Origin of the sequence: Inquilinus sp. 2KB_23 (genome assembly GCF_052115705.1) — a bacterium.
GTDB lineage: Bacteria > Pseudomonadota > Alphaproteobacteria > DSM-16000 > Inquilinaceae > Inquilinus > Inquilinus ginsengisoli_A.
In genome coordinates this window covers 209,786-232,075 of the sequence record NZ_JBFRHF010000002.1, presented here as the reverse complement: position 1 = coordinate 232,075, position 22,290 = coordinate 209,786, and the positions used below count along the sequence as shown (strand labels likewise).

General features: G+C 69.4%; 24 protein-coding genes. 10 read left to right on the top strand and 14 right to left on the bottom strand.

Features of this window, described 5'->3' with window-relative positions:
* Positions 1-20 precede the first annotated feature (20 nt).
* The 8 genes from AB4112_RS03315 to AB4112_RS03280 all read right to left on the bottom strand — a co-directional run bounded on the left by AB4112_RS03315 (position 21) and on the right by AB4112_RS03280 (position 8,166).
* Positions 21-953 carry a dihydrodipicolinate synthase family protein gene (locus AB4112_RS03315; RefSeq protein ID WP_441717063.1) on the bottom strand — a complete coding sequence of 311 codons (933 nt, stop codon included), beginning with the start codon at positions 951-953 and terminating at the stop codon, positions 21-23.
* Positions 950-1,918 (bottom strand): ABC transporter ATP-binding protein, encoded by a 969-nt coding sequence (locus tag AB4112_RS03310; protein ID WP_441717062.1) that lies wholly within the window; start codon positions 1,916-1,918, stop codon positions 950-952. Before AB4112_RS03310 ends, AB4112_RS03315 begins: the two co-directional genes overlap by 4 nt.
* Positions 1,919-1,920: 2 nt before the next feature.
* On the bottom strand, positions 1,921-2,928 hold the full coding sequence (locus AB4112_RS03305) for an ABC transporter ATP-binding protein (RefSeq protein ID WP_309795334.1): 1,008 nt from the start codon (positions 2,926-2,928) through the stop codon (positions 1,921-1,923).
* A 6-nt stretch (positions 2,929-2,934) separates the two neighbouring features.
* On the bottom strand, positions 2,935-3,861 hold the full coding sequence (locus AB4112_RS03300) for a dihydrodipicolinate synthase family protein (RefSeq protein WP_441717061.1): 927 nt from the start codon (positions 3,859-3,861) through the stop codon (positions 2,935-2,937).
* Between the two features lie 19 nt (positions 3,862-3,880).
* Positions 3,881-4,765: an ABC transporter permease gene (locus AB4112_RS03295; RefSeq protein ID WP_441717267.1), complete on the bottom strand. Its 885-nt coding sequence runs from the start codon at positions 4,763-4,765 to the stop codon at positions 3,881-3,883.
* Positions 4,765-5,724: an ABC transporter permease gene (locus AB4112_RS03290; protein ID WP_441717060.1), complete on the bottom strand. Its 960-nt coding sequence runs from the start codon at positions 5,722-5,724 to the stop codon at positions 4,765-4,767. Before AB4112_RS03290 ends, AB4112_RS03295 begins: the two co-directional genes overlap by 1 nt.
* A gap of 121 nt (positions 5,725-5,845) precedes the next feature.
* Positions 5,846-7,426 (bottom strand): ABC transporter substrate-binding protein, encoded by a 1,581-nt coding sequence (locus tag AB4112_RS03285; RefSeq protein WP_441717059.1) that lies wholly within the window; start codon positions 7,424-7,426, stop codon positions 5,846-5,848.
* A 23-nt stretch (positions 7,427-7,449) separates the two neighbouring features.
* A complete protein-coding gene (locus tag AB4112_RS03280) occupies positions 7,450-8,166 on the bottom strand; it encodes a FadR/GntR family transcriptional regulator (RefSeq protein ID WP_441717058.1) in 717 nt (238 codons plus the stop codon).
* A gap of 102 nt (positions 8,167-8,268) precedes the next feature.
* On the opposite strand from AB4112_RS03280, the gene AB4112_RS03275 reads away from it, so the two are divergent.
* Positions 8,269-9,246 carry a Gfo/Idh/MocA family protein gene (locus AB4112_RS03275; protein ID WP_441717057.1) on the top strand — a complete coding sequence of 326 codons (978 nt, stop codon included), beginning with the start codon at positions 8,269-8,271 and terminating at the stop codon, positions 9,244-9,246.
* A complete protein-coding gene (locus AB4112_RS03270; RefSeq protein WP_309795346.1) occupies positions 9,243-10,241 on the top strand; it encodes a Gfo/Idh/MocA family protein in 999 nt (332 codons plus the stop codon). Before AB4112_RS03275 ends, AB4112_RS03270 begins: the two co-directional genes overlap by 4 nt.
* A gap of 62 nt (positions 10,242-10,303) precedes the next feature.
* On the opposite strand, the gene AB4112_RS03265 is transcribed toward AB4112_RS03270, so the two are convergent.
* The gene (locus AB4112_RS03265; RefSeq protein WP_441717056.1) at positions 10,304-10,942 is read right to left on the bottom strand and encodes a CGNR zinc finger domain-containing protein; all 639 of its coding nucleotides are present in this window, start codon (positions 10,940-10,942) and stop codon (positions 10,304-10,306) included.
* A gap of 135 nt (positions 10,943-11,077) precedes the next feature.
* Between AB4112_RS03265 and AB4112_RS03260 the strand changes: the two genes are divergently transcribed.
* From AB4112_RS03260 to AB4112_RS03250, 3 genes are all read left to right on the top strand, one after another.
* Positions 11,078-11,767 (top strand): alpha/beta fold hydrolase, encoded by a 690-nt coding sequence (locus AB4112_RS03260; RefSeq protein WP_441717055.1) that lies wholly within the window; start codon positions 11,078-11,080, stop codon positions 11,765-11,767.
* Positions 11,768-11,865: 98 nt separating this feature from the next.
* Positions 11,866-12,720, top strand: coding sequence for an alpha/beta fold hydrolase (locus AB4112_RS03255; RefSeq protein WP_441717054.1), 855 nt, complete (start codon positions 11,866-11,868; stop codon positions 12,718-12,720).
* 63 nt (positions 12,721-12,783) lie between these two features.
* A complete protein-coding gene (locus AB4112_RS03250; protein ID WP_441717053.1) occupies positions 12,784-13,554 on the top strand; it encodes an SDR family oxidoreductase in 771 nt (256 codons plus the stop codon).
* A gap of 104 nt (positions 13,555-13,658) precedes the next feature.
* Here AB4112_RS03250 and AB4112_RS03245 read toward each other — a convergent pair whose 3' ends face one another.
* Positions 13,659-13,841, bottom strand: coding sequence for a CsbD family protein (locus AB4112_RS03245; RefSeq protein WP_309795353.1), 183 nt, complete (start codon positions 13,839-13,841; stop codon positions 13,659-13,661).
* A gap of 250 nt (positions 13,842-14,091) precedes the next feature.
* On the opposite strand from AB4112_RS03245, the gene AB4112_RS03240 reads away from it, so the two are divergent.
* Together AB4112_RS03240 and AB4112_RS03235 are read left to right on the top strand one after the other, a co-directional pair.
* A complete protein-coding gene (locus AB4112_RS03240) occupies positions 14,092-14,424 on the top strand; it encodes a hypothetical protein (RefSeq protein WP_441717052.1) in 333 nt (110 codons plus the stop codon).
* A gap of 56 nt (positions 14,425-14,480) precedes the next feature.
* Positions 14,481-15,098 (top strand): hypothetical protein, encoded by a 618-nt coding sequence (locus tag AB4112_RS03235; protein ID WP_309795357.1) that lies wholly within the window; start codon positions 14,481-14,483, stop codon positions 15,096-15,098.
* Positions 15,099-15,193: 95 nt separating this feature from the next.
* Here the strand turns inward: AB4112_RS03235 and AB4112_RS03230 are convergent, their stop codons facing one another.
* The 4 genes from AB4112_RS03230 to AB4112_RS03215 form a co-directional block, all read right to left on the bottom strand.
* Complete coding sequence (locus tag AB4112_RS03230; protein WP_441717051.1) at positions 15,194-15,946, bottom strand: SDR family NAD(P)-dependent oxidoreductase; 753 nt, start codon at positions 15,944-15,946, stop codon at positions 15,194-15,196.
* Between the two features lie 15 nt (positions 15,947-15,961).
* On the bottom strand, positions 15,962-16,957 hold the full coding sequence (locus AB4112_RS03225; protein ID WP_441717050.1) for a hydroxyacid dehydrogenase: 996 nt from the start codon (positions 16,955-16,957) through the stop codon (positions 15,962-15,964).
* 88 nt (positions 16,958-17,045) lie between these two features.
* The gene (locus tag AB4112_RS03220; protein ID WP_309795362.1) at positions 17,046-17,786 is read right to left on the bottom strand and encodes an SDR family oxidoreductase; all 741 of its coding nucleotides are present in this window, start codon (positions 17,784-17,786) and stop codon (positions 17,046-17,048) included.
* Complete coding sequence (locus AB4112_RS03215) at positions 17,786-18,856, bottom strand: LacI family DNA-binding transcriptional regulator (protein WP_309795364.1); 1,071 nt, start codon at positions 18,854-18,856, stop codon at positions 17,786-17,788. The genes AB4112_RS03220 and AB4112_RS03215 overlap by 1 nt, the downstream gene beginning before the upstream one ends.
* Before the next feature lie 269 nt (positions 18,857-19,125).
* On the opposite strand from AB4112_RS03215, the gene AB4112_RS03210 reads away from it, so the two are divergent.
* The 3 genes from AB4112_RS03210 to AB4112_RS03200 all read left to right on the top strand — a co-directional run bounded on the left by AB4112_RS03210 (position 19,126) and on the right by AB4112_RS03200 (position 22,284).
* Positions 19,126-20,415: an ABC transporter substrate-binding protein gene (locus tag AB4112_RS03210; protein ID WP_441717049.1), complete on the top strand. Its 1,290-nt coding sequence runs from the start codon at positions 19,126-19,128 to the stop codon at positions 20,413-20,415.
* A gap of 127 nt (positions 20,416-20,542) precedes the next feature.
* Positions 20,543-21,427 (top strand): carbohydrate ABC transporter permease, encoded by an 885-nt coding sequence (locus AB4112_RS03205; protein ID WP_441717048.1) that lies wholly within the window; start codon positions 20,543-20,545, stop codon positions 21,425-21,427.
* Entirely contained in the window at positions 21,424-22,284 is an 861-nt protein-coding gene (locus tag AB4112_RS03200) for a carbohydrate ABC transporter permease (protein WP_441717047.1), read from the top strand. The genes AB4112_RS03205 and AB4112_RS03200 overlap by 4 nt, the downstream gene beginning before the upstream one ends.
* Positions 22,285-22,290: the final 6 nt, after the last annotated feature.

Here is a 22,290-nt window from a genome sequence, read left to right as displayed (position 1 = left end):
CTGGACCTGGGAGACGCGTCCTAGGTCGCGAACAGCTCCGGCATCAGGGATCGTGCGATCGGCCGCAGACGCGCGGCCTCGCTTTCGGGGATCCAGCGATAGGGGCGCCGCAGCCGGGTTCCGACCGGCCCCCAGGCGCCGATCGCAGCCAGCAGCTTGTCCAGCGCCGCGTTCGAATAGCCCTGCTGTGTCCGGAACAGCACGACATGCTCGTCCATGAAGTGGCAGATCCGGCGGTCCAGGTCGAGGGCCGCCGCCATGTCGACCGCCATGCGGTCGGTCCAGGCCTGGGCGCCCGCCGGGCTCAGGCAGGCCACGTTGGAGAACGCGCCGGCGGCGACGCCATGGCTGACGCCGGTGGCGAGATGGTGGCCGGGCACGAACAGGGCGGTGCCGGACAGATGCGCCTTCGCCGCGGCGTACCAGGCGGCGTCCCCGTCCGCGAGCTTGATGCCGGCGACGGCCGGCGCGGCCCGGACCAGCCTGCCGAGCTCAGGCGGCGACAGCACGCGCTTGGCGTGCGGCGGATTGTAGAGCACCAGCGGCACGGCGCCGGCGCTCTCCGCCATCAACTCCAGGAAATCGATCGCCTCGGCCTCGGTCAGCGGCCACCAATCCGGCAGGATGACCTGGATCGCCGCCGGCGCCAGTGCCCGGGCCCGGGCCACGCGCTCCCGCGCGATGCTGGGGTCGGGCTGGCAGGCGCCGATCACGAAGGGCAGGGCACCGCATCGCTCGGCGAGAAGCGCCTGGATCGCGTCGTATTCGCGCTCGGTCTGGTTGTGGAACTCCCCGGCCGTGCCGTTCGAATAGATGCCGTCGACGCCCGCCGCGACCAGGATGTCGACCTCCTCGGCCAGGCGGCCGAAATCGATGCTGTCGTCATCCGCGATCGGCAGCAGCAGCGTCGCCCAGTTGCCCCGCAGTGCCGCCTTCGGCCTGGCGTCGGTCATGTGCTCACATCCTGTCTGATACAGGCCTTGAAGTGGCCGGGCGCCACCTGCTCCAGCTTGGGCACCTCGCGGGCGCAGGCGTCGATCGCATGCGGGCAGCGGGTGCGGAAGACGCAGCCGGAGGGCGGGTTGGCCGGGCTGGGGATGTCGCCCTTCAGGATCTGCCGCTGGCGCGGCCGGTCCGGATCCGGTTCCGGGATCGCCGACAGCAGCGCCCGGGTGTAGGGGTGCTTCGGCGCCGCATACAGCCGCTCGCTCGGCGCGATCTCCATGATCCGGCCGAGATACAGCACGATCACCCGGTCGCAGATGTACTCCACCACCGCGAGATCGTGGGAGATGAACAGCATGGTGAGGCCGAGGCGCAGCTGCAGGCCGCGCATCAGGTTGACGATCTGCGCCTGCACCGAGACGTCGAGGGCCGAGACCGGCTCGTCGGCCACCAGGAACTCCGGCTCCAGCACAAGCGCCCGGGCGATGCCGATGCGCTGCCGCTGGCCGCCGGAGAACTCATGGGCGTAGCGGTCGACCGCGTCGGCCGGCAGCTCGACCGATTCCAGCGCCGCCCGCGCCTTGTCCAGCCGGTCGCGCCGGGTGCCGATCCCCTGGATGGCGAGGCCTTCGGTCAGGATCTCGCCGATGGTCATGCGCGGCGACAGGCTGGCGAAGGGATCCTGGAAGATGTACTGCATCCGCCGCCGCTGCCGGCGCATTTCCGCCGGTGGCAGCCGGGTCAGGTCCCGGCCGTCGAACACCACCTCGCCGGCGGTCGGCTCGATCAGCCGCAGCACGGCGCGGCCGATGGTGGTCTTGCCCGAGCCGGATTCGCCGACCAGCCCGACCACCTCGCCGCGCCCGACCTTGAAGCTGATGTCGTCCAGCGCCCGCACCAGCGGGCCGCGGCCGAAGCTGCCCGGGCCGAAATGCTTGGCGAGGCCGCGCACCGCCAGAAGCGGATCCGCCATGGTCAAAGCTCCTGCCATCGGATGCAGCGGCTGGTGTGGCCGGGACCGACCTCGGCCGGCGCCGGCACGGCGGCGCGGCAAGCGTCGACGGCATGGGCGCAGCGCGGGGCGAAGGCGCAGCCCTGTGGCATGGCGGCCAGGCCGGGCACCGTGCCGGGGATGGTGGCCAGCTTCAGGCCCGCCGCCTTCAGCCGCGTCGCCTCGCCCAGCTTCGGCACCGAGCCGAGCAGGCCGATGGTGTAGGGGTGGCGCGGGTGCCGGAAGACCTCGCGCACCGGCCCGGTCTCGACGATCCGGCCGGCATACATCACCGCCACGCGATGGGCGATCTCCGCCACCACGCCGAGATTGTGGGTGACGAACAGCACCGCCATGCCGCGCTCGTCCTGCAGCCGGCGCAGCAGGTCCAGGATCTGCGCCTGGATGGTGACGTCCAGCGCTGTGGTCGGCTCGTCGGCCAGCAGCAGCGTCGGGTCGCAGGCCAGCGCCATGGCGATGGTGGCGCGCTGGCGCATGCCGCCGGACAGCTCGTGCGGATGCTGGCCCGCGCGCCGCTTGGGGTCGGGGATGCCGACGCTTTCGAGCAGCCCGACCGCCGTGGACAGGGCGTCCCGGCGGCCCTGGCCGAGATGGATGCGGACCGGCTCGGCGATCTGGTCGCCGATGGTGAAGACCGGGTTCAGGCTGGTCATCGGCTCCTGGAACACCATGCCGATGTCGTTGCCGCGGATGCGGCGGCGGGCCTCGCCGTCCAGGGTGGCGAGGTCGCGCCGGGTCCCGTCCTTGCCGCGGAACAGGATCGACCCCTCGGCCACGCGGCCGACCTTGCCCGGCAGCAGCCCCATGATCGACAGGCCGGTCACCGACTTGCCCGATCCGGATTCGCCGACCAGCGCCACCGTCTCCGACGGCCCGATCGCGAGATCGAGATCCGCGACGGCGGTCACCTCGCCGCCGCGGATGCGGAAGACGGTGCGAAGCCCGCGGATGTCGAGGATCGGCTCGGCCATCGCGCATCAGCCCAGCAGGCCGGTCGCCTGCAGGATGGCGTCCACCTTCGCCGCCTCGGCGTCGTTCAGCGCCCGCTGCGGCCGGGCCATGACATTGGTGTCGATGATGCCGAGGCGGCGCATCGCGGTCTTGAAGCCGCCGACGCCGGCCGACCCGGCGCTGGTGCGCGGCAGGCTGACCCAGACGATCTCGAACAGGCGGCACAGCCGCTCCTGCTCCGCCCGCGCCGCCGCCCAGTCGCCCTTGCGGCACAAATCGTACAACCGGACATAGCCGTGCGGGTCGACATTGGCCAGGCCGGGCACGATGCCGTGCGCACCGGCGGCCAGGGCGGAGTCGCACACGATCTCCGACCCCGTCATCAGCGCGATCCCGGGCTGGTCGGCAAGGTCCAGCAGCGCGAAGCGGAAGTTGCCGTCGTCGCCGCTGGAATCCTTCAGCCCGGCGATGGTGCCCTCGCGCGCCAGCGTCGCCACGCTGGCGCGGTCCAGCTTGAAATGGACGCAGACCGGGATGTCGTAGGCGATCACCGGGAGGTCGATGGCCTCGCGCACATAGCGGAAATGGTCGACCACCTCCGGCGCGCTGGTGCGGGCGTAGAAGGGCGCGGTCACCACCACGGCGTCGACGCCGATCGCCTGGGCGACCTTGGCGTGGCCGATGACCCGGTCGGTGGTCGGGTCGATCACCCCGGCCAGCACCGGCACCCGGCCGCCCGCGACCTTCATCGCATGTTCCAGGATGCGCCGCCGCGTCGCCTCGTCGTGGAACACCACCTCGCTGGTGGAGCCCAGCACGAACAGGCCGTGCACGCCGCCGCCGATCAGGTGCTCCAGCACGCGGGTGAAGGACGGGTAGTCCACCTCGAAATTCGCGGTCAGCGGGGTGACGACGGGGGGGACGACGCCATGGAACGATGGGGCTGGTGCCATGATGGGCCTTTTCGGGAGGTCAGTTGAGGTCGGATCGGGGGTCGAAGGCGTCGCGAAGACCGTCGCCGACGAAGTTGATGGCCAGCACGGTGACGACCAGGGCGGCGCCCGGGAACAGCCACTGCCAGGGGTATTGCTCCAGCACCACGGTGCTGCGGGCGGCGTTCAGCATGTTGCCCCAGCTCGCCTCCGGCGGCGGCACGCCGAGGCCGAGGAAGGATAGGCCGGCCTCGAGCAGGATGGCGGCGGCGATCTGCAGGGTGGCGTAGACCACCAGGATGTCGATCGAGTTGGGCAGGCCGTGCCGCCACAGCAGGTGGCCGAGGCCGGCGCCCATGCCGCGGGAGGCGACGACGAAGTCGCGCTCGCGCAGCTCCATCAGCCGGGCCCGCACCATGCGCGCCAGCACCGGCCAGGACAGCAGCGAGATCACCGCGATGGTCGGCACGATGCCGGCCCCGGTGATCGAGGCCAGGACCAGCAGCGAGATCACCGGCGGCAGGGTCATGGCGAGGTCGACGAAGCGCATGATCACGGTGTCGGCGACGCGCCCGCCCATGGCCGAGACCGCGCCCATCAGGAAGCCGATCGCCACCGAGATTGCCACCGAGACGATGGCGACCAGCATCGAGATGCGGCCGCCCTGCAGCACCCGGACCAGGATGTCGCGCCCGACCCCGTCGTTGCCGAGCCAATGCGCGGCACTGGGGCCCTTGTTGAGGGCCAGCAGGTCGATGTCGTTCGGCCGGTGGCCGAGGATCAGGGGATAGGCCGCGATCAGCACCAGCATCGGCACCAGGATGGCGATGCCGGCCAGCGCCGCGCCATTGGCCGCGAAGCGGCGGAAGGCCCGGGCCAGCGGGCCGTTGCCGCGGCGGGGAGGGGAGAGGCCGACGGCCGCCATCACGCCACCTGGATCCGCGGATCGATCGCGGCGTAGGTGATGTCGGTCAGCAGGTTGACCAGGATGACGCAGGCGCCGACCACCAGCGTTGCGCCCATGATCACCGGATAGTCCCGGGTCTCCACCGCGCCGACCAGCAGCAGGCCCATGCCCGGCCAGTTGAACACGCTCTCCAGGAAGATCGCGCCGCCGACCGCGATGCCGATGGTGGAGCCGATCAGGGTCACCACCGGCAGCAGCGCGTTGCGCAGCGCGTGCTTGAGGATGACCCAGACCTCCCGGACCCCCTTGGCCCGCGCCGAACGGACATAGTCCTGGTTCAGCACCTCCAGCAGCGAGGCGCGCATGTAGCGCATGATCAGGGCGGCGTGCCCGATCGAAAGCAGGATCGCCGGCAGGATCAGGTGGCCCAGCAGGTCGCCGACGGAGAACGGCGCGCCCGGCGTCAGCATGCCGCCGGACGGCGCCCAGCGGAACAGGACGGAAAAGACGTAGAGGCCGACCAGCGCGGTCAGGAAGGCTGGGCTGGAGATGCCGAAGAAGGCGGCGACCGAAAGCCCGACATCCGTCGCCGAATTGCGCCTGACCGCGCCGAGGATGCCGGTGCCGATCCCGACCACGATGGCGATCGCCAGCCCGGTGCCCATCAGCAGCAGGGTCGGGCCGATCCGCTCGGCGACGAGGCCGAGCACGGTCTCGCCGTTGCGCTGGAGCGAGAAACCGAGGTCGCCGCGCAGCGCGCTGCCCAGCCAGGCCAGGTACTGCAGCGGCAGCGGCTGGTCGAGGCCGAGCCGGCTGCGCACCGCATCCATCTCCGCCTGCGACATCGCCACATTCGGGTTGATGTAGGCGTCGATCGGGTCGCCGGGTGCGAGCCGCAGCAGCACGAAGATCAGCATGCTGAGCGCGATCAGCATGCCGAACCCGACCGCAAGGCGACGAAGGCAGTAATTCAGCATCTCGTGTCCCGACCGACCTCTTCCCCAACAGCGTCATTGCGAGAAGGCGAAGCCGACGAAGCAATCCATGGCGCCGCACGAACGGCCCGATGGATTGCTTCGCTGCGCCCGCAATGACGACCTATTCGATCGCCCATTTCTCGGCATGGGCGGCGTAGGGGCCGCCGGCCGGGGCCGGGATCCAGACGAAGTCCTTGAGCTTGCCGGAGGCGACGCCGTAGCGCTTGGCGACCCACAGGGTGGCCCAGGGCAGGTTGGCGTTCATCGCTTTGCACACGCCCTGGTACAGCCCGGCCCGCTTGGCATCGTCGACCTCGTTCAGCGCGGCGTCGAAGGCGGACGTCACCTCCGGCATCCGGATGCGCAGGAAGTTGGCACCGGCCGGCGGGATCTGCTTCTCGTTGAGGCCGATGTTGATGGCGCTGGGGTCGGGGCCGTTCTGCAGCCCGGCATAGACCAGCGGGAATTGCGACCAGTCCGGGCTCTTGGCATAAATGGTCGCGTTGTAGGTCGGGGTGTCGACGGTCCGCGGCACCACGTTGATGCCGACCTGACCAAGCATCGCCTGCACCGCCGCCAGCACGTTCCCGGCCAGGGGCGTGTTGTAGTAGGTCAGGAGGGTGATCGGCTTGTCGCCGTTGATCTTGTCCCAGCCCGCCTCCGCCAGCAGCTGCTTCGCCTTCTCCGGGTCATAGGCGTAGGGGTCGATGTCCGAGGGGATCAGCCGCGGCGCGACATAGCCGCAATTGGCCATCTCGGCGGCGCCCTTGTAGAGGCTCTGCACGATCGCATCGCGGTTGATGGCGTGCATCACCGCCTGGCGCACGCGCACATCCTTCCACAGCGGCACCTCCTGGTTGAAGCCCAGGTAGTTCACGACGAAGGAGTTGCCGTCGATCACCTTGAAGGCGGCATCGTCCTTGAAGGTGGCGACGTCGTCGGCCTCGACATAGCTGAAGCTGATCTCGCCGGACCGCAGCGCCGCGACCGCCGCGGCGGTGTTGGCGAAGTAGCGGTTGATGATCCGGTCGGTGACCGGCTTGCCGCCGCGGTACTCCGCGTTCGCTGCAAGTTCCACATACTGGTCGGTCACGTAGCGCGAGAATTTGTAGGGGCCGGTGCCGATCGGCGATTTCGACCACCATGGGTTCTTGGCGAGGGAATCCGCCGGGATGTCCTTCAGCGCGTGCTGCGGCAGCATCATCAGCTGGGTCAGCGTGGCCAGCAGCCCGGCATTGGGCGCCGACAGCTTCAGCACCGCGGTGTGCGCGTCGGGCGTCTCGACCGAGGCGATGGCGCCCAAGCGGGCGGCGAACACGGTCCCGGTGGCACCGTTCTTCGCCGTGTCGATGGTGAACTTCACATCCGCCGAGGTGAAGGGCTGGCCGTCATGCCAGGTCGTGTCGGCCAGCTTGAAGGTGTATTGGGTCTTGTCGGCATTGACCTCGGTGCTCGTGGCCAGGGCGCCGACGATGGTCTCCAGCCTGGCGTCGTTGATCACCAGCGGCTCGAAATAGAGGCTGAGCCAAGTGAAGCCGCCGGTCGCGGCGAGCGGGTTGAAATTGCCCTGGAAACCGCCGGGCCCGACGTCGAACCCGCCGGTGATCGTCGACGGCTCCTGCGCCGACACCGCGGTCATGGCGCCCGGCGCCAGCATCGCGACGGCAAGCGCCAGCGCGGATGCCACCATCCTGTACTTCATCGAATCCTCCCCGTTTTTTGACTTCAGTCTTGCGCCTTCGCGCCCGTGCTGGTCGCGAGCAGGCGGGCGATGCCGTCATAGTGCTGGTCCAGCCGGCTGCGGGCGGCGGCCTCGTCGCGCGCCTCGATCGCGGCGTAGATGTCGTAATGGTCCTGCCAGGTGACCATCGGGTCGGCGTTGGTCAGGTTCACGAAGTCGGATGCCTTGTAGAAGGCCATCCAGAACACGTCGATCAACCCGGTCAGCATGCGGTTGTTCTGGCAGCGGAACAGCAGGGTGTGGAACTGCTGGTCCTCCTCCGCGAAGGTCTCGTTGCGCTCGGCCCGCTGCCGCATGCGCTCGACCGTGTCCTTCAGCTCGGCGAGATCCTCCGCCCCTATGAGTTGGATGGTCTTGCCGATCAAGCCGACCTCCAGCACCCGCCGGATCTCCAGCACCTCCGCCACCTCGCGCAGCGCGCCGCCGAGGCCATAGGCCAGGTTGGCCAGCAGCGGCTCGAACGAGAACGCCTTCACGAACACGCCGATGCCGCGCCGCGTCTCCAGGATGCCGAGCGATTCCAGTGCCTTGATCGCCTCGCGCACGGAGTTGCGGCTGACCCCCAGCTGCTGCGCCAGGAAGCCCTCCGGCGGCAGCGGCGCGCCGGGGCTCAGCTTGTTGTCGTCGATGTAGCTCTTGAGGCTCTCCTGCACCGTCACATGCAGCAGCGGCGGCCGGGACAGCGGCTTGATCGCCTTCATCCGGGGCTCCATCCGACCATTCCGCCTCGCCATCGACCCACCTTGATGCTTGCTGACTTGTAGGATATCTGTCAAGGCCATAACAGAGGGAAGGGCGGAGGCATGGCTCGGGTAGCGCTAGCGGGCGTCGGCCACTGGCATGCGCGGATGCATCTGGACGCGGCCCGCGCGGCCGGCGCCGATGTCGTCGCCGCCTGGGACCCGTGCGCCGCGACTGCGGCCCGTTTCGCCGCCGACCACGACCTCCCTCTGCAACCCGACCGCGAGGCGCTGATCGCGGCGAGGCCCGACCTCGTCGTCGTCATGGGCCGCCCGGACCAAGTGCCGGATCTCGCCTTGGCCTGCATGGCAGCCGGCCTCCCGATCGTGCTGGAGAAGCCGGCCGCGACCTCGACGGCCGCGCTGCAGCCCCTGGTCGAGATGGCGCGGCAGACAGGGCTCTTCGTCGCGGTTCCGCTGCCGAACCGCTGCGGTCCGATCTGGCGCGAGATGGCGGATCTGCGAAGCGCCGGCCGGCTCGGCCCGGTCTCGCACGCCCAGTTCCGCATCGTAAACGGTCCGCCCCGGCGCTACCGCGTGGACGGCGTGCCCTGGGTGCTCGACCCGGCGATCGGCGGCGGCGGGGCGCTGCGCAACCTCGGCATCCACGGCATCGACGCGGCACTCGACCTCGCCGGCGATGCCGAACTCTCCGTCGTCTCCGCGTGCATCGACCGCCGCCTCCATGGCGAGGCGGTCGAGGAGTATGCGGTCGTGACCCTGAGGGCGGCGGACGGCATGATCGCCACGGTCGAGGCCGGCTACACCTTCGCCTCGATGGCGGCGGGCGGCGATTTCGAGTGGCGCGTCTCGGCGCGGAATGCCTATCTCGTCGACCGGGGCGACACCTTCCGCGTGGCGACCCTCGACGACGGGCGGGTGCGCGATCTCACCCCGATCCCGCCGGCGGACCGGTACAAGGCCTTCATGGCCGACACGCTGGACCGCTTGGCGCGCGGCGCGGCACCATCGGTCGGGATCGGCGACTACCTGCAGGCCCTGCGCCTGATCGACCAGGCCTATGAGGAGGCGAAGGCGTGATTGGAGTCGGGATCATCGGGGCCGGATTCTTCGGCGCGGTCCATGCGCAGGCGATCGGCGCCGTGCCGGATGTGCGCGTGGCGGCCGTCTGCCGCCAGGACATCGACGCCGCCCGGGCCTTCGCGCGGCAGCATGGCGGCAACGCCCATGGCCACTGGCAGGCGGTGCTCGACGATCCCGCGGTCGATGCGGTGGTGATCGCGACGCCGCACCAGTTCCACGCCGAGATGGCGATCGCCGCGGCCGGCGCCGGCAAGCACATCCTGCTCGAAAAGCCGATGGCGCCCACCGTCGCCGAATGCGACGCGATCAATACGGCGGTGGCCAGGGCCGGCGTGCGCCTGATGGTCGGCCACCTCATGCATTTCGCGCTCCCTTGCCTCGTCGGCCGGGAGATCCTCGAACGCGGCGACATCGGCCGGCCGGTCCTGGGCAGCAGCTCGATGATCAAGCTGTGGATGGAAGCGAACCGGCGGCCCTGGCATCTCTCATCGAAGACCGGCGGCGGCATGCTGCTGACCGCCGGGATCCACGCCCTCGACCGGCTCGTCTGGCTGATGGGCGGCGAGGTCGAGGGCGTCTCCGCGCTCGCCGGCACCTTCTTCCACGACCAGGAGGCCGACGACACCGCGCTCATGCTGCTGCGCTTCGCCGATGGGCGGGCCGGGCAGGTGTCCAGCGTCGGCTATCGCGACGGCGGCGTCGGTTTCGCCCTGGACCTGGTCTGCGAGGCCGGCACGATGCGCCTGGATTTCGACCGCGGCGTCTCGGTCGGGCGGGGCGGCGCCTGGACGCCGGTCCCGAACTCCCTCGATCCCGACTGGATGCTGCGCGCGGTCGAACGCGAATGGCAGGCCATGGCCGCGGCGATCCGCGGCGACGCGCCGGTTGCGGTCGATGGCGCCTATGGCCGCCACATCATCGCCTGCATCGAAGCGGCGATGTCGGCCGGGCGCCTCCGCCGCGAGGTTGCGCTCGCACCACCGCCGGCTTGAGGCGGCGCATTTCGCGGGGGGGGCGGCGCCTATCAGCCTGGCGCCGTCATCGCCATCCGATCCTATATCGATCCTTTGGGCAGCGATCTCAGCCGGTTCCGGTGCGCGGCCTGCTTCGCCCGGTTGCCGCAGATCGCCATGCTGCACCAGCGGCGGCCATGGCCGCGCGTGTGGTCGGCGAACATCAGGGTGCAGGCCGGCCCTTCGCACGCCTTGACGTGGGTGAAGTCCTCGTCACAGACGAACGCCGCCATCGCCTGGGCGATCGGCAGCAGCAGCGAGTCCGGCGACCGCCACCGTCGGGACCGCAGGACCGCCAGCCCTTGTGAAGCGCCCTCGCCCCGCAAGGCGATCTGATCGAATTCCTCGTCGCGCTCCAGCATCCGGTTCAGCGGCAGGAGGTCGTCCAGGGCATCCGCCGTCAGGGGCCGGCCCTTGCGGTCGTTGACGAACCCCCTGAACCATTCCCGCAGGCTGCGCGCCTGCGCCGCCACGCTGTCGAGTTCCCCCGGCATCGCCTGGGCCCGCAGCGCCTCCAGCGCGGCAGCCGGAACCAGCTTCGCCTGCGCCAGCCATGACAGCAGCCCGTCGCCGTCATCGAGCCATTCGACCGGGGTGTCCACCGGCGTCGCGATCGAGTTCAGGAAATCCAGGCCGAGCGCGTCGGCGAGGAACATCGCAGGGGGGTGGTGATGGCCCATGGGGTCGACCTCAGCAGAAGCAGCGTTGCCCTCCCTGCGTAACCTCACAGAGAGGCATTGACAAGTTATCTCTGCGGCGATAGTAACCTCTTTAATCGATTTAAAGCGGTTACATCATTGCATTCAGGAGGCATCATGTCGCGCAACACTCCGACGATCGTGCTGGTTCACGGGGCCTGGGCGGACGGCTCGTCCTGGGCCCGGGTGATCGGCCCGCTGCAGCAGCAGGGCTTCACGGTGCATGCGGCGCCCCTGCCGCTGACGTCCCTGGACGATGACGTGGCGGCGCTCGATCGGACGCTGGAGCGGATCGACGGTCCGGTCGTGCTGGTGGCGCATGCCTATGCCGGCGCCGTCATCGCCGGGACGCGCAATGAGAAGGTCCGGTCGTTGGTCTATATCGCGGCGCTGGCCCCGGATGAGGGCGAGACGGTCGCCGATGTGTTCTATCGCGCCGAGCCGCATCCACAGGCGCCGAAGCTGGCACCCGATGACCATGGGTTGATCTGGCTGCCCGAAGGCGCGTTCGCCGCGGCCTTCGCGCAGGACGCCGCGGTTGAGGAGCAGGCGCTGTTGGCCGCCGTGCAGCGGCCGATCGCCGTGCCGTGCATCAGCACCCCGGCCGGCCGGCCGCTGTGGCGGGACCGGCCGAGCTGGTTCCTGGTGGCGGAGGAGGACCGGATGATCGTGGCGGAGACGCAGCGCTTCATGGCGACGCGGATGGGCGCGCAGATCCTCGCCGCCCCGGTCGACCACAGCCCCATGGTCACCGCCCCCGAGATCGTCCTGGGCGTCATCGCCGACGCCGCCCGGGCCACGGCCTGATGGCCCTGGCGTATCTACATAACCTCAATGTCTCGTCTTAATTGGTTATCAAAAACTCGGTCGGTCCCACAGCCGACCCATTCCACGGAGACTTCGCCATGACCCAGATCCGATACCGCAAGGCCGATGTCGACGGCATCAATGTCTTCTACCGCGAGGCCGGCTCGCCCGCCGCCCCCAAGCTGCTGCTGCTGCACGGCTTCCCCAGCTCCAGCCACATGTTCCGGGACCTGATCCCGTTGCTGGCCGACCGCTTCCACATCGTCGCGCCCGACCTGCCGGGCTTCGGCCGGTCGGACATGCCGTCCCGGAGCGAGTTTGCCTACACCTTCGACCATATCGCCGGCGTGATCGATCGCTTCACCGAGGTGGTCGGCCTCAACCGCTTCGCGGTCTACGTGTTCGATTACGGCGCGCCGACGGGCTTCCGCATCGCCGCTAAGCATCCGGACCGCATCACCGCGATCATCACCCAGAACGGCAACGCCTATGAGGAGGGGCTGAGCGAGGGCTGGAACCCGATCCGCGCCTATTGGCAGGAGCCGTCGGCCGCCAACCGCGACGCCCTGCGGGCGTTCCTGGCCCCCGAGACCACCCGCTGGCAGTACACCCATGGCGTGGCCGACGAGACATCGGTGTCCCCGGACGGCTCCTCGCTCGACGATTTCTACCTGGCCCGGCCCGGCGCCGATGAGGTGCAGCTCGACCTGTTCCTCGACTACGCCAGCAACGTCGCGCTCTACCCGGACTTCCAGGCCTATTTCCGCACCCACCGGCCGCCGCTGCTGGCGGTGTGGGGCAAGAACGACCCATTCTTCCTGCCACCCGGCGCCGAGGCCTTCAGGCGCGACATCCCGGACGCCGAGATCCGCTTCTTCGACACCGGGCATTTCGCGCTGGAGACGCATGCCCGCGAGATCGCCGACGCGATCCGGGTCTTCCTCGCTCCCTGAACCGACACACCGCGCGTCATTCACTGAACGATCGGTCAAACAATTGAGTCAGGAGCCGTCCTCATGACCAAGTCAGTCGCCATCGTGACCGGTGCCAGCCAAGGCATCGGCCGTGCCACCGCCATCCGCCTGGCCCGGGATTTCTCCGCGATCGTGCTGGTCGCCCGCAATCGCGAGAAGCTGGAAGAGGTGGCGGCATTGGTGCAAGCCGCCGGCGCCGAGCCGCTGGTGATCGACGCCGACCTCGCCGGGGCGCCGGTGGCGCAGGACGTCGTCGCCCGCAGTCTGGCGGCCTTCAGCCGGATCGACGCGCTGCTGAACATCGCCGGGGCGGTGCCGCAGGTCGATCTGTTCGAGATGACGGATGAGCAGTGGGAAGGCGGCCTGGCGCTCAAGCTTCACGGCGCGCGCCGGCTGACCATCGCGGCCTGGCCGGCGTTGAGGGAGGCCGGCGGGTCCGTCGTGCTGATGTCCGGCAACTCCGCCGAGTTCCCGAAGGCGCCCTATGCCGCGGTCGGCACCATCAACGCCGCCATCGTGGCGATGGCCAAGGCGTTCTCCGATCGCGGCATCGCCGATGGCGTCCAGGTCAACAGCGTGCTGCCGGGTCCCGTCATGACCGGCCGCCGGCGGTCGTACCTCCAGCACTGGGCGCCGCTGCACGGCATGACCGTGGAGCAGGCGACCGCCGCCTTCCCGAAGGAGGCCGGCATCGCCCGCTACGGGGAGCCGGAGGAGATCGCCGAGCTGATGGCCTTCCTGGTGTCCCCCGGAGCGCGCTGGATGACCGGTTCGGCACTGCGGATGGATGGTGGCGAGGTCAAGTCGATCTGACTTGGCAGCAAAGGCCATGAGAGCGGGCTCGCCATCGGGATGTGATGGCGAGCCCGCTCTTCAATGCAGGGATAGGACCGGAGGATGGACCTCCGTGCCGTTCCCTATCGCTTGACGGCGTCCCGGACGGCATCCTTCGCCTTGCCGACTTCCTTCTGCACCTTGCCTTCGACCTTGTCGGCCTTGCCGTCGGCCTGAAGGTTGCGGTCGCCGGTCACCTTGCCCGCGGCATCCTTCACGGCGCCCTTGGCCTGCTTGGCGGCGCCTGCGATGCGATCCTTGTCCATGTCGAATCTCCATGATTGCCAGTATCAAGGCAATGTGTGCCGACCTTAATTCGTTCCGCTGTTGCGCCTGACGTCAGAAGAAATAATGCGAATTCAATCCAAGGCGCAGCGATGCGGTGCGGCCGGACTGAATATCTTCGTGATACATCAAAAGTTAACTTTAAGGAGCTGCGTAATTTATTTACCAGACGGAACCGAACGGTCGTTGCCCTCATTTTCCATGCATAGATGTTCCTTCCGGAGATTGAAGATGATCCGCACAGCGATCCTTGCTGCGATCTTTTCCGCCACGTTCGGCGTGGCGGCCACGGCCCAGACGACGACCGCGCCCGCCACTGGCGCCACGACGGACACCACGATGGAGGCGAAGCAGGGCGTTGTCCTGGCGTCGCCCGGCGAACTGAAGAAAGGCGCCAACAGCTTCACCGAAGCCCAGGCGAAATCCAGGCTCGAGGGCTTCGGGTTCACCAGCGTCACCGCGCTGACCAAGGACGTGGACGGGGTGTGGTGGGCGACGGCGTCCAAGGACGCCAAGAGCGTCAAGGTCGGCCTCGATTATCAGGGCAACATCGCCGCCGAGTAGGCCGCGCCCCGTTGCAAAACCATCCGCCGCCGGCGGATCATTCAAGGAGAAGATCAATGGCACGCATCGCCATCACGGGGCTGTTCGATCGCCGCGAAGACGCCGCCGAGGCCCGCCGGGACATCGAGTCCCTCGGCGTGCCGCGGGATGACATCGGCCTTATCGTCAACAATGTCGACGATGACGACGCCGATGGCCCCTCAAACGCGGGGGCAGGGGCTGGCACGGGCGCTGGAATCGGCACCGTCCTCGGCGGCGGGGCCGGGCTCCTGACCGGACTCGGCATCATGGCCATCCCCGGCGTCGGCCCCATCGTCGCCGCCGGTTGGTTGGCCGCCACCGTTGCCGGCGCGGCGGTCGGCGCGGTCGCCGGTGGCGCAGCGGGCGGACTGATGGGGGCCATGACGCATGCCGGCGTCGACGAGGGTGCCGCCCATGTCTACGCCGAGGGCGTGCGCCGCGGCGGCACCGTCCTGACGGTCCAGGTGGATGAGGCGCGGGCCCGCGAGATCGAGCGCATTCTGCTGGATCATGGAGCGGTCGACGCCGAGGCTCGCGGAGAGGCCTACCGCTCGTCCGGATGGCGGCAATACGACCCCGCGGCCCCGGCCTATACCCCGGAGGAGATCGCCCGCGAGCGCGACCTCTATGGCCGCGGCGATCCCAGGGTCTGATCGCAGGGACCAGGCCGGTCTATCGGACGAGGCAGCGCCTGCGGGCGACGCCTCGTCCGGGAACGCCCTGCCCCCTCCGCCTCCTTCGCCGTCACTCAGAACCCGACCCCGCCATTGATCTGCATAATCTCGCCGGCCAGGTAGGAGGCGTGGTCCGAGGCGAGGTACAGCACGGCGTCCGCCACGTCCTGCGGCGTCCCCTCGCGGCGCAGCGGCGTCTTCTCCACGGCGGCGGCGCGGCCTTCCGGGGTGTTGAAGGTGTCGTGGAAGCGCGTGCCGATCAGGCCGGGCGCGACGCCGTTGACGCGGATGCCCAGCGGCCCGACCTCCTTGGCCAGGCTGCGGGTGAAGGTCGCCACCGCCCCCTTGGTCACCGCATAGTGGGCGGCGCCGAAGCCGCCGCCGTCGAACGCCGCCAGCGACGACATGGTGACGATGGCGCCCGAACGGCGCGGCTCCATCGACCGCAGGGCGGCTTGGCAGCACAGGAAGGTGCTGGTCAGGTTGATGGCGATCGCCTGCTGCCACAGCTCGAGACTGGTGTCGACGCAGCGGCTGCGCTTCAGCAGGCCGCCGGCATTGGCGAACAGGATGTCGACCGGCCCGAGATCGCGTTCGACCCGGGCGAAGACCTCGGTCACCGCCTCGGGACGGGTGACATCGGCCTGCAGGGCGAGGCCTTTCACGCCCTCCGCGGCGAACTCCTGCACGATGGCATCGGCCTCGTCCCGGCTGGTGGCGTAGGTGAAGGCCACCTTGGCGCCGGCCTTGGCGAAGGCGCGCGTGGTCGCGCCGCCGATCCCGGAGGCCCCGCCGGTGACGAGCACGACCTTGTCCTGGAAGCTCATGTCTGGGTCCTTCTCTCAAGCCATGGTCGCGAGCATCGCGGGCGTCACCGGGTGGCGCAGCGGTTCGCCGGCGAGGAAGCGGCAGATCTCGTCGACCGTGGTCGCCCCCTGGCGCTTGTGCGAATCCGCGGTGTGGCCGGCGGCGTGCGGCGACAGCACGACATTCGGCAGCGTCCGGAACGGGCTGTCGGCCGGCAGCGGCTCCTGGTCGAAGACATCGAGCGCCGCCTGGAACCGGCCGGTGCGCAGGGCGGCCAGCAGCGCCGCCTCGTCGACCAGCGAAGGGCGGCTGGTGTTGATGAACAGGCTGCCATCGCGCAGCCGCGCCAGCTGTGCCGCGCCGATCATGTGCCGGGTCTCCGGCAGCGCCGGCGCATGCAGCGAGACGATGTCGCAGGCGCCCAGCAGCTCGTCGAGGCCGGCGCGCTCGACGCCGAGTTCCGCTGCCTTCTCCGCCGACAGGAAGGGGTCGAACACCAGGACGCGCGAGCCGAAGGCCCGGAACAGCTTGATCACCAGCCGCCCGACATAGCCGGCGCCGACGAGACCGACGGTCTGTTCGCCCAGCAGCCGGCCGAGATGCCGCGCCCGCAGGTCGAGCCAGCCTTCGTTGGCCTTCATGCCGACATCGTGGCGGTGCGGCTCACGCAGGATCGACAGGGTCTGCGCGATCACGAACTCGGCCACGGATTCGGCGATATGCACCGCGGCATGGGTCACCTGCAGGCGGCCGCTCTCGATCGCCGCGGGCGGCACCAGGCGGCGGACGCTGCCGGCGGAATGGGCGACCAGCCCGAGCTCCGGCCGCGCGGCCAGCACGTCGTCGCCGATCGGCGGCGTGCCCCAGCCGGTCAGCGCCGCGCCGGCGCCGTCGAGCAGCTGGACCAGGTTGGCGGGCGTCAGTTCGCCGGCGGCCGGGGCGCGCACCGTGGCGACCGCGGCCAGCTTCTCCTCCGCCGCGGGCGGGATCATCTGTACCCGCATCTCCGGGGTCAGCAGCAGGGCGACCACCGGCCGCGAGTCTCCTGAATGGGTTCGACCGGCGGTCGACATCGGCATTCCTCTCCGTGTGTGGTGCTCGTCCCTCTTTTGGGGACGGTCAGCTGCGGCTGGGCTGCAGCACGATTTCGGCGACATGGGCGCGGGCCGGCAGGCCCATCACGAACAGGCAGGCGGCGGCGACGTCGTCGGGCTGCAGCGCGGCCCGGCGGCTTTCCGCCGGCACCGGCACCGGCCGCTTGTCGAGCAGCGGCGTGTCGGTCATGCCCGGCAGGATCGCGGTCAGGCGCAGGCCGTTCTCGCGCTCCTCCTCCATCACCGCATGGGTCAGCGCCACCACCCCGGCCTTGGTCGCCTGGTAGGCGGCGCCGGAGCGATCGGCCTTGCGCGCGGCCACCGAGGAGATGTGGATGATCAGACCCTGCCGGCGGGCCCGCATGCCGGGCACCACCGCCCGGGTGAGGTTGAAGGCGGCGTTGAGGTTGGCGTCCACCATGCCGGCCCAGCTATCGGGCGTCAGCTCGCCGAAGGCGCGGCCGACGATGTTGGTGCCGACCGAGTTGACGACGATGTCCAGCCCGGACAGCGCGTCGCCACGCGGGGCCAGCGCCGCCTCCAGCGCGGCCGCGTCGGCGGCGTCCACCGCGATGACGGCGGCCGGCCGGTCCGGCGCGATGCCGCGGATCTCGGCCGCGACCGCGTCCAGCCGCGCGCGGTCGCGGCCGAGCAGCAGCAGCGCGCCGCCCTCCCGCGCCACGGCCAGCGCGGTCGCGCGCCCCATGCCGCTGCTGGCGCCGGCGACGAGGATCGTCCGCCCGGCGAGGAAACCCTGTCCCACCATCATCTGGCTCCGTTGTTCGGATGCGTGCGGTCGCGCGGCGGCGCCGTCGACGCCCGCACGATCAGCTGGGGCGTGGCGCTGACATGCGGCTCCGCCCCCTCGTTGGTGCCCTCGAGCACCCGGATCAGCGCCTGCACCGCGGTCTCGGCCATGGCGGCCAGCGGCTGGCGCACCGTGGTCAGCGCCGGGTGCACCACCGCGGCCAGGTCGATGTCGTCGAAGCCGACGACCGAGATGTCGCCCGGGATGCTGGCGCCGAGGTCACGCGCGCCGGCATAGCCGCCGATCGCATACATGTCGTTGATGGTGACCACGGCGGTCGGCGGGTCGTCGCGGCTGAGCAGCTCGCGGATGCCGATGCGCCCGAGCTCCGGCCCTTCGGTGTCGCCATAGCCGCCGATGCCGGCGCCCTGCCAGACCAGGTCGGGATCCAGCTCCAGCCCGGCCTTCGCCATCGCCGCCCGCAGCCCGTTGAGGCGGCCAACCCGGCTCGAGGTCTTGATCGGCCCGGAGATGAAGCCGATGCGGCGGTGGCCGAGGCCGACGAGATGCTGGCCGGCCAGCTTGCCGCCGAGCTCGTTGTCGATGCTGACGCTGCAGGCCACCACCTCCTCGGCGCCATGGCCGCGCCGGTCGAAGGCGGCGACCACCAGGCCGCGCCGGGTCAGGTGGCTGAGATGGTCGAAGGACAGCGGCGAGGAGCTGAAGATGACGCCGCGCACGCCGGAGGCGAGCAGCGTCTCGGCATAGCGGGTCTCCAGCTGCGGGTCGCGCTCGGCGTTGCAGAACAGGACCTTGTAGCCCAGCGCCGTCGCCGCCCGTTCGACCCGGTGCGCCAGCGCGCCCCAGAACGGGTTGGCGACCGACGGCACGATCAGCCCGATGGTGCGGTTGCGGCCGGATTTGAACTGCTGGGCCAGGGCGTTCGGGGTGTAGCCCAGCTCCTCGATGGCGCGCAGGACGCGGGCCTTGGTCTCGGCCTGCATGCGCTCGTGACGGCCGTTGAGCACGTTGGAGACGGTGCTCGCCGACACGCCCGCCACCCGCGCCACGTCATGAATGCTCGCCACGATATCCACCGATTCCCGACGGCCGCTCTGGCAACGGCCGCTCTTGTGCAACGTTTTATCAGCAATAGCGCCAGCGTGGCGGCCGTGTCAAATGGCTGAATAGGCCCTTCGGATAAGGCTGCCAAAATCTGCGGGTTGACACTCGCGGCGTCGCTGGTGTTACGTTGCACCAACAAAACCAAGAATAGACGCAGGCGCATCGCGACCTGCCGTCACGAAAGGCGCGGCAGGCGCCTCACCACTCATGGGAGGACACCGAGATGGCAAGGATGGTGAACCGACGCGACGTCCTGCTGCGGGGTGGCGCCGCGATGGGGGGGCTGGCGCTGGCCGGCCTGCTGCCCCGCGCCGGCGCCCTGGCCCAGGCCCCGGCCCGCATCCGCTTCGGCGGCTACGTCGAATCGCAGGAACAGCTGACCCAGACCCTCGCGACCCTGAAAGCCTACACCGACCGCAATCCGGGGGTGGAGATCGTCCCGGAATTCACCAATTTCGGGGCCTTCACCGACAAGCTGGCGACCGAGGCCGCGGGCGGCAACGCGCCCGACATGTTCAGCGTGAATGTCGACCTGCTGGGCGAATACGCCCGGCGCGGCGTGCTCGACCCGCTGAACGCCTACATCCCGAACCCGCTCAACCTGTCCGACTATGTCGACGGAGCGATCAAGGCCGGCACCCTGGGCGGCAAGCTCTACGCCATCCCCAACGACTGCATCGCCCCGGCGATCACGGTGAAGGCCTCGATCTTCACCGATGCGGGCATTCCCCTGCCCGACCAGATGTGGACGTGGGAGCAGCTGGCCGAGACCGCGGTGGCGCTGACCAAGGCGCGCGGCCCCCGCTTCTGGGGGCTGGAGGATGCGGGGTCGAACTACATCCCGTGCGACGTCTTCCTGCGCGGCATGGGCAAGTCGATGTTCACGCCCGAGCGGCAGTTCGGCTTCGCCCGGGAAGACCTCGCCGAATGGTTCGCCTACTGGGCCCGCCTGCGCGATGCCGGCGGCATCCCCCCGGGCGATGTGCAGGCGCTGTCGACCGGCGACGACCCCAGCCTGACCGGGCTGATCGCCGGGCGGGCGGCGATGTTCATCTCGCTCACCGACAGCTTCGTCGGCCTGCAGGCGCTGACCACGGATCCGTTGACGCTGCACATGCTGCCGAACGGCTTCAAGGGCGGTTCGCTGGGGCAGCACCACTACACCTATGCCGGCAATTCCACCGGCATCTGGTCGAAGTCGCCGCACAAGGACCGGATCATCGACATCATCCGGTTCATCCATTTCGAGCCCGCGGGCATCGAGCTCTACTACCGCGGCAGCGGCATGGTGCCGGCGTCGAAGGCCGGCCGCGCCGCGCTGGCGACCGAAGGCACCGACGCCGACCGCACCATCATCGCCTATATCGACCTGCTGCAGCAGAACCCGGCGCCGCCGCGCTATCCCGGCATCACCGGCATGTCGGGCATGCTGCGGCGCGCCAACGAGGCGGTGGCCTTCGGCAAGATGAAGCCGCAGGAGGCCGCGGACCAGTTCATCGGCGAAGCCAAGGCGCGGCTGTGACGCGCTGCATCCCGACGATCGCGTGAGGGGCGTGCCGGTGGACGGGCATCAGACCATATCAGCCACGGCGCCGGCCGCCGCATCGCCCGGGGCCTCAAGGCGGCGCCGGTCGCGGCGCGGCATCGGCATGACGGCCGAACAGAACGGCGCGGCCTTCCTGTTCCTGTCGCCCTGGATCCTCGGGGTGGTCTGCCTGACCCTCGGGCCGATCCTGGCCTCGCTGTACCTGTCCTTCACCACCTACGACCTGTTCAACGCGCCGGTCTGGGCCGGGCTGGAGAACTACCGCCGGCTGCTGTTCGAAGACCCGCGCTACGTCCAGGCGGTGAAGGTCACCTTCACCTATGTCTTCCTGTCGGTGCCGCTGAAGCTGGCCTTCGCCCTGGCGGTGGCGGTGATGCTGAACCGCGGCATCGCCGGCCTCGGCCTCTACCGCGGCATCTACTACCTGCCTTCACTGCTGGGCGGCAGCGTCGCGGTGGCCATCATGTGGCGCCAGATCTTCAGCTATGACGGGCTGATCAATCAGATCCTGCTGTGGTTCGGCATCGACGGGCCGAGCTGGATCTCCAACCCCGACTACGCCCTCTACACCCTGGTCAGCCTGGCGGTGTGGCAGTTCGGGTCGCCGATGATCATCTTCCTCGCCGGGCTGAAGCAGATCCCGCAGGACCTCTACGACGCCGCGGCGGTCGACGGCGCCGGCCCGGTCACCAAATTCGTCCGGATCACGCTGCCGCTGCTGACGCCGATCATCCTGTTCAACTTCATCATGCAGATGATCGGCGCGTTCCAGGCGTTCACGCCGTCCTTCATCATCAGCAACGGCACCGGCGGGCCGGCGGATTCGACGCTGTTCTACACGCTCTACCTCTACGAGCAGGGCTTCACCAACTTCCAGATGGGCTACGCCTCGGCGATGGCCTGGGTCCTGGTCGGCATCATCGCCACCGCGACCGCGATCGCCTTCATGTCCGCCCGGTACTGGGTGCATTACGGTGACGAGCGATGACCCGCCAGGGGATGCCGTTCTGGCTCGTCGATGTGCGGCCCAAGCGCATCATGATGCACCTCGCACTGATCGCCGGCGCCGTGGTCATGATCTACCCGCTGCTGTGGCTGGCCAGCAGCTCGCTCAAGCCGTCCAACCTGATCTTCTCGGATCCGGGGCTATGGCCGGCGAAGCTGCGGCCGCAGAACTACAGCGACGGCTGGCGCGGCGCGGCCCTGCCGTTCGGCGTGTTCTTCCGCAACTCCTTCGTCATCTCGGGGCTGGCGGTGATCGGCAACGTCATGGCCTGCAGCCTGGTCGCCTACGCCTTCGCGCGGCTGAACTTCCGGTTCAAGCGCACCCTGTTCGCGCTGATGCTGGCCACCATCATGCTGCCGCTGCACGCGACGCTGATCCCGCAATACATCCTGTTCTTCAACCTCGGCTGGGTGAACACCATCCTGCCGCTGATCGTGCCGAAGTTCCTGGCGGCCGACGCGTTCTTCATCTTCCTGATGGTCCAGTTCATCCGCGGCATCCCGCGCGAGCTGGACGAGGCCGCCGCGATCGACGGCGCCGGACCGTTCCGGATCTACCGCTCGATCATCCTGCCGCTGCTGACCCCGGCACTGGTCACCACCGCCGTCTTCTCCTTCATCTGGACCTATGAGGATTTTCTGACGCCGCTGGTCTACCTGACCGACATGGCATCCTATACCGTCCCGCAGGGGCTGCGGCTGTTCATGGCATCGACCGGCGTATCGGCCTGGGGGCCGATGCTGGCGATGTCACTGCTGTCGCTGGTGCCCCTCTTCGTCGTGTTCCTGATCTTTCAGCGACGGCTGATCGAGGGGATTGCGACCACCGGGCTGAAATGACAACGG